The sequence below is a fragment of the Mycobacterium sp. 94-17 genome (assembly GCF_035617725.1).
Taxonomy (GTDB): domain Bacteria; phylum Actinomycetota; class Actinomycetes; order Mycobacteriales; family Mycobacteriaceae; genus Mycobacterium.
The window spans coordinates 274,422-282,433 of record NZ_JAPIYN010000005.1 but is presented as its reverse complement, the minus strand read 5'-3'; the positions used below and the strand labels follow the sequence as shown (position 1 = coordinate 282,433).

The window sequence follows — 8,012 nt, the reverse complement described above, 5'->3', positions numbered from 1 at the left end:
ACTTGCACGTCCGGACACTGGGCCGACGCGGTGGGGATCACGGACGTGGACAGGGCCGACACGGCCACACCCGACGCGGCGAGCACTATTGCTGAACCAAGAGAACGAACACATTGACGCGCAACCATGCCGCCATTGTGCCCAGCCGACACGCCAGTTAAACACCTGAAACACCGAAATTACTGTGTTCTCATAAAGTACCTGCCGCCGGTGCGGACGGACTGAGAGTGGTTGCGCCCGGCGCTCATCCGACTCGGGCGCCGGAACGGCATGCGCCCGCGCATCATCGAGGCCGCCCCGGGGGCCGTGTTGGATGGGCCGGAGTGCGGGCCCGGACCGCAATGTGGTCTGCTACTTGTACTTACGAGTCGGGGATGCGGTGCAGCAGTGGCCGGCCTCGGCGAGCGGCACGAGTGAATGCGGCAGCGAAGTTGAACGCGATAGCGAAGGCCTTGAACACGGTCACCGACCACGTGGCCAACCCGGGACGGGTGTCGGACCCGGACAGGTTGCGCGCGGCCGTCTTCGGCAAGACGGCCTTGGTGACCGGCGCGTCCTACGGCATCGGGGAGGCGACTGCGCGCAGCCTGGCGGCGGCGGGCGCGACCGTGGTGCTGGTCGCCCGGTCCGAGGAACGGCTCGGCGACCTGGCGGCGTCGATCAACGCCGGCGGCGGTCACGCGGTCGCGTATCCGACCGACCTCACCGACGAGTCCGCGGTGAGCGACTTGACCAAGCTGCTCACCGAGGAGCACGGTCCGCTCGATGTCGTGGTAAGCAACGCGGGCAAGTCGTTGCGCCGCTCCCTGCATGATCAGTACGACCGCCCGCACGACTTCCAGCGCACCATCGACATCAACTACCTGGGGCCGGTGCGGCTGCTGCTGGGTCTGCTGCCGGCCATGCGCGACCACGGCTGTGGGCACATCGTGAATGTGTCCAGTGTCGGCGTGCGCGTGGTGCCGGGTCCGCAATGGGGGGCCTACCAGGCGTCCAAGGGCGCCTTCGACCGGTGGCTGCGCAGCGTGGCCCCGGAGCTGCACGCCGACGGTGTCGATGTCACCACGGTCTACTTCGCGCTGGTCCGAACCAGGATGATCGCGCCCACTCCGCTGTTGGGCCGTCTTCCCGGCATGTCGCCGGACGAAGCCGCCGACACCGTCGCCAAGGCGGTCATCGAGCGCCCCCGCACCATCGAACCGCCGTGGGTGCTGCCGGCCGAGTTGGCCTCGGTGCTGCTGGCAGGTCCCGCCGACTACGCCGCCCGGCTGTGGCATCGCCGGTTCTTCAGCGAGTCCGACACCGACGAGGCCGACGATGACCAATGACCGCGTGATCGCGGCGGCCGCCCGGGCCCTGCTGCATTCCGGCCTGCTCCATCCGCCGGCGCCGCTTGCGGGCTTCCGCCTGCTTCGCGAGGCGCGCCGGGGCGGCACCAATCCCTACACGCTGCTGGCGGTCGGGGCCGCACGCTGGCCCGACCGGACGGCGATCGTCGACGACGACGGGGCGCTGAGCTATCGCCGGCTGCAGCAGGCGGCCGAGGCGCTGGCGCGGCGGCTGACCGGCGACGGTGTGACGCCGGGGCAGGCGGTGGGGGTGATGTGCCGCAACGGACGCGGTTTCGTGGCGGGCGTTTTCGCCGCCGCCCTGTTGGGCAGCGACGTCGTGCCGATGAGTACGGAATTTCGTAGCGACGCGCTCGCGGCCGCCGTGCAGGCCCACCGGGTTTCGGCCGTCATCGCCGACGCCGAATTCGCCGAGCGGCTCCGGGCGGCGGATGCATCGATCGTCACGGTCGATCCGGCGACGGTGGGCGCCGACGAAGGTGCGCACAGGCCGAACGTGGCCGCGCCCGGTCGCATCGTGCTGCTGACGTCGGGCACCACCGGCAAACCCAAGGGGGTGCCGCGCTCCCCGCAGATGCGGTCCGCGGTGGGCGCGTGGGTGACCATGCTCGACCGCACCCGATTGCGCACCGGGTCGCGAATCTCTGTGGCAATGCCCATGTTTCACGGTCTGGGGCTTGGCATGCTGATGCTGACCCTGGCGCTCGGGGGCACCGTTCTGACGCGCCGCGAGTTCGACGCCGAAGCCGCGCTGGCCCAGGCGTCGTTGCACCGTGCCGACGCCTTCACCGCGGTGCCGGTGGTGCTCGCACGCATCCTGGAGCTGCCCGAGCACGTCCGAGCGCGAAACCCGCTGCCCTACCTGCGCACGGTGATATCCAGCGGCGACCGCCTCGACCCCACTCTGGGCCAGCGGTTCATGGACGCCTACGGCGACATCCTCTACAACGGCTACGGCTCCACCGAGGTCGGCATCGGCGCGCTGGCCACGCCGGCGGATCTGCGCGAAGCTCCCGAAACCGTCGGAAGGCCCGTCGTGGGGTGCCCGGTGCGCATCCTGGACAAGCACGACCGGCCGGTCGGCCCGCGGGTCACCGGGCGGATCTTCGTGGGCGGCGAGCTGACCAGCGAGGGCTACACCGATGGCGCGGCGAAGGCCGTGGTCGACGGCATGACCAGCACCGGCGACATGGGCTATCTGGACAACGCGGGCCGGCTGTTCATCGTCGGCCGCGAAGACGACATGATCATCTCCGGCGGCGAGAACGTGTATCCGCGCGCGGTCGAGAACGCGCTCGCCCAGCACCCTGCCGTCGCCGACAACGCGGTCATCGGCGTCCCCGACGAACGCTTCGGTCAGCGTCTGGCGGCATTCGTGGTCGCGCAGCCGGGCCGCGAGATCGACGTGGCGGAGCTGCGTGAATACCTGAGGGGCCGGGTCTCGCGCTTCGAACAGCCCCGCGACGTCAACGTCGTGGACAGCATCCCGCGCAACCCCACCGGCAAGGTGTTGCGCAGGGAGCTGACCGGCTGACCGCTCACTGTTCGCCGGGCTCCAGGGCGGCGACCTGCTTGGACAGCCAGTTGGGTGCCAGCGCCGAGATCGCGGTGGCTCCCGCCGTCGAACCCAGCACACCCGACCAGGCGACCGGTCCCAGCGGCGTGCAGCCGAAGAATTGACTGAGCACGGGGGTCTGCACGATGCCCACCAAAACGCCGGCGCTGCCCAAAGCGGTCGCCACCACGAGCGGGCTGTGCCGGCGTGTCAGCAGCGTCTGCGCCAGCTGCGTCGTCACGAGTGCGGTCAAACCCATTGTCGCCGTTCGGCGTTCGGTGCCCGGCGTCCATCGTCCGATGGCCCAGGCGGCTGTCGCCCCCGCGGCCGTGACGGCGCCGCGGGTGACGATCTGGCGCATCAGCGGGGCGTCGAGTGAGGGCGTGGGTCCGGTCAGCACCGCGCGGCGGTGCAGGCGGCGCGCCTCCTCGGCGGCTTCGGCCGATTCGTACTCGGCCTCGTCGGGCTCGACGTATTGCGACGTGACCGCGACAGCGAGGGCGGGGAACATGTCGGTGAGCAGGTTGACCAGCAGCAGCTGACGCGTCCCCACCGGCGCGCGTCCCGCGCCGAAGGCCGTTCCGATGATGGTGAACAACACCTCGCCCACGTTGCCGCCGACCAGGATCGTGACGGCGTCGCGGACCCCGGACCACATGCCGCGGCCTTCGACCAGGGCGTCCATCAGCACGCCCAGATCGTCATCGGTCAACACGATGTCGGCGGCGCCGCGGGCGGCCGACGACCCGCGACCGCTCACCCCGATGCCAACATCGGCCATCCGGATGGCGGCGGCGTCGTTGGCGCCGTCACCGACCATCGCGGTCACCCGGCCGCTACGCTGCAGGGCGGCCACGATCTGCACTTTCTGCTCCGGGCTGACCCGGGCGAACACCTGCACGTCGTCGACCAACCGGGCACACGCGTCCTCATCGAGGCCGGCGAGTTCGGCGCCGGTCACCACCCGCACGTCCGCGGGCAGCCCCAACTGCCCAGCGATCGCTCGCGCGGTGATCGGGTGGTCGCCTGTGATCAGCACGACGTCGCGGTCGGCGTCCACCAGCGCCTCGATCAGCGGGCGCGCCGACGCCCGCGCGGTGTCGGCCAGGCCGACGTAGCCGAGCAGTTCGAGGTTGTGCGCCGCGGCGTCCACCGCGTCGGCATCGGTGTCATCGTCGTCGGTGTCGTGTTTCCATCCGCGCTGCGCGACGGCGAGCACCCGCAGTCCCTGCTCGGCCAGACCGTGCACCACCGCCTCGGCCCGGGCTTGGTCGGACTGCGGGTCGGCGAACTTGCAGCGCGGCAAGATGACCTCGGGCGCTCCCTTGAGGATCAGCACCGGTGTCTCCGCGGGGTGGCCGTTGTCGTGGCCCGCGGTGCCGATCGCGGCGGCGAAGCCGCGACTGGACTCGAACGGCACCTCCGCGAGCATCGTCCAGTCCGAATCGCCCTGGCCGTTCAGCGAACTCGCGGCGGTAAGGATCGCCTCGTCGGTGGCGTGCGCGTGTCCCTGGCCCGCCTGCGGCTGGGCGGACGCGCGCGCCGCGGCCCGCAGCAGTCCGGTCGATTCAGGGTCGGCCAGTTCCGGGAAGGGGTCGCGCGGGTCGACGTCGTCGGGCACGGCGCAGACGACGCGCAGGCGGTTCTCGGTGAGCGTGCCGGTCTTGTCGAAGCAGATGGTGTCGACGCGGCCCAGCGCCTCGATGGTGCGCGGCGCGCGAACCAGGGCGCCGCGCGCCGTCAGCCGCTGGGCGGCCGAGAGCTGGGAGAGGGTGGCCACCAGCGGCAGCCCCTCGGGCACCGCAGCCACCGCGATCGCGACGCCGTCGGCCACCGCCTGGCGCAGCGTCGCCCGGCGTAGCAGCCCGAGCGCCGTCACCGTTGCACCGCCGGCGAGCGTCAGCGGCAGCACCTTGCTGGTCAGCTCGCGCAGCCGCGCCTGGATGCCCGCCGACGTCTCGACGCCGGCCACCGCCGAGATCGCGCGGTGCGCGGCGGTCCCGACGCCGGTGGCCACGACGATGGCCCGGGCATGCCCGGCGACGATGGTGCTCCCCTCGAACAGCATGCTGGCGCGGTCGGGGTCGTTGACGGCGATGGGTTCCACCTGCTTGTCGACCGGCAGCGACTCGCCGGTCAGCAACGACTCGTCGACCTCGAGGTCTTCGGCGATCAGCAGGCGCGCATCGGCAGGGACGACTTCGGGTGCGGCCAGATCGATGACGTCGCCGGGTCGCAGGGACTTCGCGGACACCGTCGCGGTGCGGGTCGCGTGCCGGGCGGCCTCGAGCCGGCGGCGCGTCGTCGCGACGGCCGGGACGACCACGCGGCGCACCAGCTGGTCCTGCTCGGCGAACAGCTCGGCTGCGGCGGACTCGGCCCGAAGCCGTTGCGCTCCACCGGTTATCGCGTTGACCGTCATGACGCCGGCCACCAGCAGCGCGTCGACATTGCTGCCGACGATCGCCGACGCGGCGGCGCCGACGGCCAGGATGGGAGTCAACGGGTCGGCGAGCTCGGTGCGGGTGGCCGCCGCCAGCCGGGCCACGTTGTGCAGTGGCTTGCGCAGGGGCTCCAGCGCCGGGCTGTACGACAGATCGTCGAGACGGCGCCGCCAGGACGACTCGGTCTCCACGGCCAGCGGCCGCGCGCCGCCGGCCAGCCGCGAGTACACGATCTCGGGATCCAGTGCGTGCCAGGCGGTCAGCGGTTGGGGTGTGGGGTCGGGCAGCCGGAGCACCCGCGCGGCCGAGAAGGTGCCCGTCAGCAGGGCGGTGGCCGCCGCGGCGTTGACCGGGTTGAGCCAGCGCCGGAAGCTCACCGGGCTGGTGCCCGCCTGCTGCTCGCCGGTCACGAGCAGCAGACCGGCCAGCGTGGTGCCGCCCTGCGCCAGGTGCACCGCCGATTCGCTGGCCGAGCGCGCCACCGGGATCGCCGACAGGATGCGCACCGCGTCGGCCAGGTCGGTGCCGGTGATGATGTCCGCCGTCCACGCCGTGGCGGCGCGCGGATCATCAAGTGCCACACCGACATCGGCGATCGCGAGCGCGGCCAGGGTGTCGGTCGAGGCGAAGTCCCGGTGCAGCGCGGTGATCAGCAGCACCGGCCCGCGATCGGCGCGCAGCTCGCGGACCACGTTGAGCAGTGGCGTCCCGGGCGGATGTGTGGTGCCGACGCTGGCGGTGAGGTCCTCGGTGCCCGCGACATGGCGCAACACCACGCGCGCGCCGGTGCGGTTCGCGGTCTGAAAGAGCGGAATCGCGTAGGGGTCGACCTCCCAGCCCACGTCGACACTGCCGACGCATTCGCCGTCGACGATCAGGTCGGCGCTTTCCAGGCCCTGCGCGGGTGTCGCCGAGGAGCCCTGAGCGGGAACCCATCTCAGTCGCGCGCCGGTCGCGGGCAACTCGTCGGGATCGGGCTCGGGCGCCTCTTCGCCGTGCAGCAGCGCGTCGGCCACCTCGTAGACCCGGTCGTCGTCCCAGCCGGGAGCGTCGCCACGGACATGCAGCACCGCGCGATGGTCACCGCGCAGCGCCGCGCCGTCGATGACGACCACCTTCACCCGGTCGAGTCGCCGCAGCGCCCCCGGGTCGAGGACCAGCTGGCCGGAATTGGCCAGCCCGCGGCCCAGGATCGCCGCGAACGCCTGCCGGCCCATGTGCGCGGCGCGGGGCACCCCGGCCGTGACGGCCGCGGCCGCATCCTCGATGCCACCGCCTGCGACAAGCGCGCTGACCGCGGCGATCAGCGAGCCGTTGGCCGCCGAATCGACGTAGTTTTCCACCGGCCCCGCCATCGAGCCCTTGGCCGTGTCCATCGCCGCGTCGATGGTCCCGCCGACCACGACGTGGGAGGCCTCGCCCGCCGCCGCGGCGGCCCAGCTGTGCCGGGGTAGCTCCGACTTGGCGGAGGAGATGACCGGCACCACCGGAGCCTGCGGCCGGTCGGGGGAGGCCAGCTGCGGCTCACGGTCGCGCCACACGCGCCGGTGCGCCGACGCCTCGGAAATCTGAAGCGTGCGTTGCGTCAGGTCGAGCAGCGGGGTGCCGAAGGACTGAGTCAGTCCGTGGGCGGCCGCCGTCGTCGCGGCCAGTGCAATGTCGGTGCCCACCCGGCCCAGCCGCGCCTCGAGGATCGCGACCATGCGCGGCTGATGATTGATGAGTGCCGCCGCGGCGCGGGTGGTCTGCGGCGCGGCGGGTAGCCGGGTCGCCCATCCGGTGACCGCGGCGCCCAACGCGACGAGGTCCATTGCGGCCGCGGTGAGCGGCACCAGAATCGCCAGGGGGTTACCGGGGTCCGCGAAGGGCGCGGACGGCAATGCCGAGTCCGCCTTGGACCAGGTGATGTCGGAGGCGATCGAGGACACCGTCGCGCGCACCTCGTCCAGAACGGCGTCGTTGTCCGCGTCCTCGGACAGTTCGACCACCAGGCGGCCAAGCGATCCCTCGACGTGAGCCTTGGCCACACCGGGGATTCGCCGCACCGGCTCTTCCACAGCGGGGGTGTACTCGTGCCAGCGGGGGAACGGCAACAACGGATCGAGATCCAGGTGCACTCGGTGCCCGCTGTGCCAGCGCACCGGCGGCATGACGGCGGCGGGGGAGCCGCTGGATGAACTGTCCAGTCCGATGGTGCGGCCGGTCGTCTGGGCGACCGACTGAATGACCGGGCCGGCGAGCTCGGTGACCGGACTGGCCAACATCTGCAACGCTCCCGCCGCCCCTGCCGCCGTGGACACACCGGCCCGCACGACCTGCGCGGCTCCGCCAGCCACACCAGCGACGACGCTGGAAACGCCGGGAATCTTCACTCGTCACCCTTCAACTACGTCTACCGCGCCTAATGATCCTGGCGTGCGGAGGGGCTGTCCACACGTCGGGCGGGAAGGTAAAACCCTGCGACGGCACGGATGACGATGCAGGCTGGCCTCCCTTGGCGAGCAAGGGGTGCGATCACGTCCCTGGACAAGGTTACCGGCTTGGCGACAAACCAAACCCGCTGGACAATCCGGGGCCGGGCACGGCGGTGACCCCCGCTGCCCCTCGGTCGAGCGTCGGTTCGGGCGCTGCCGCGGGCCGACCCGAGCGGCGCCGACGGCCCAC

At 71.8% G+C, this 8,012-nt stretch carries 3 protein-coding genes and 1 pseudogene; 2 read left to right on the top strand and 2 right to left on the bottom strand.

Annotated elements, in window-relative coordinates; translation table 11 throughout:
- Positions 1–128 (bottom strand): annotated as a pseudogene (locus OQ789_RS08990) (cutinase family protein); the annotation flags it as partial.
- A 246-nt stretch (positions 129–374) separates the two neighbouring features.
- Between OQ789_RS08990 and OQ789_RS08985 the strand changes: the two are divergent.
- Together OQ789_RS08985 and OQ789_RS08980 are read left to right on the top strand one after the other, a co-directional pair.
- Positions 375–1,328 (top strand): SDR family NAD(P)-dependent oxidoreductase, encoded by a 954-nt coding sequence (locus tag OQ789_RS08985; RefSeq protein WP_420716070.1) that lies wholly within the window; start codon positions 375–377, stop codon positions 1,326–1,328.
- Positions 1,318–2,883: an AMP-binding protein gene (locus OQ789_RS08980; RefSeq protein WP_324685047.1), complete on the top strand. Its 1,566-nt coding sequence runs from the start codon at positions 1,318–1,320 to the stop codon at positions 2,881–2,883. The genes OQ789_RS08985 and OQ789_RS08980 overlap by 11 nt, the downstream gene beginning before the upstream one ends.
- A 4-nt stretch (positions 2,884–2,887) precedes the next feature.
- On the opposite strand, the gene OQ789_RS08975 is transcribed toward OQ789_RS08980, so the two are convergent.
- Positions 2,888–7,720 (bottom strand): cation-translocating P-type ATPase, encoded by a 4,833-nt coding sequence (locus OQ789_RS08975; protein WP_324685045.1) that lies wholly within the window; start codon positions 7,718–7,720, stop codon positions 2,888–2,890.
- Positions 7,721–8,012: the final 292 nt, after the last annotated feature.

Excerpts from the sequence above, each read along its gene's own strand:
- OQ789_RS08985 (WP_420716070.1), top strand. The coding sequence starts at position 375 with ATGCGGTGCAGCAGTGGCCGGCCTCGGCGAGCGGCACGAGTGAATGCG.
- OQ789_RS08980 (WP_324685047.1), top strand. The coding sequence starts at position 1,318 with ATGACCAATGACCGCGTGATCGCGGCGGCCGCCCGGGCCCTGCTGCAT.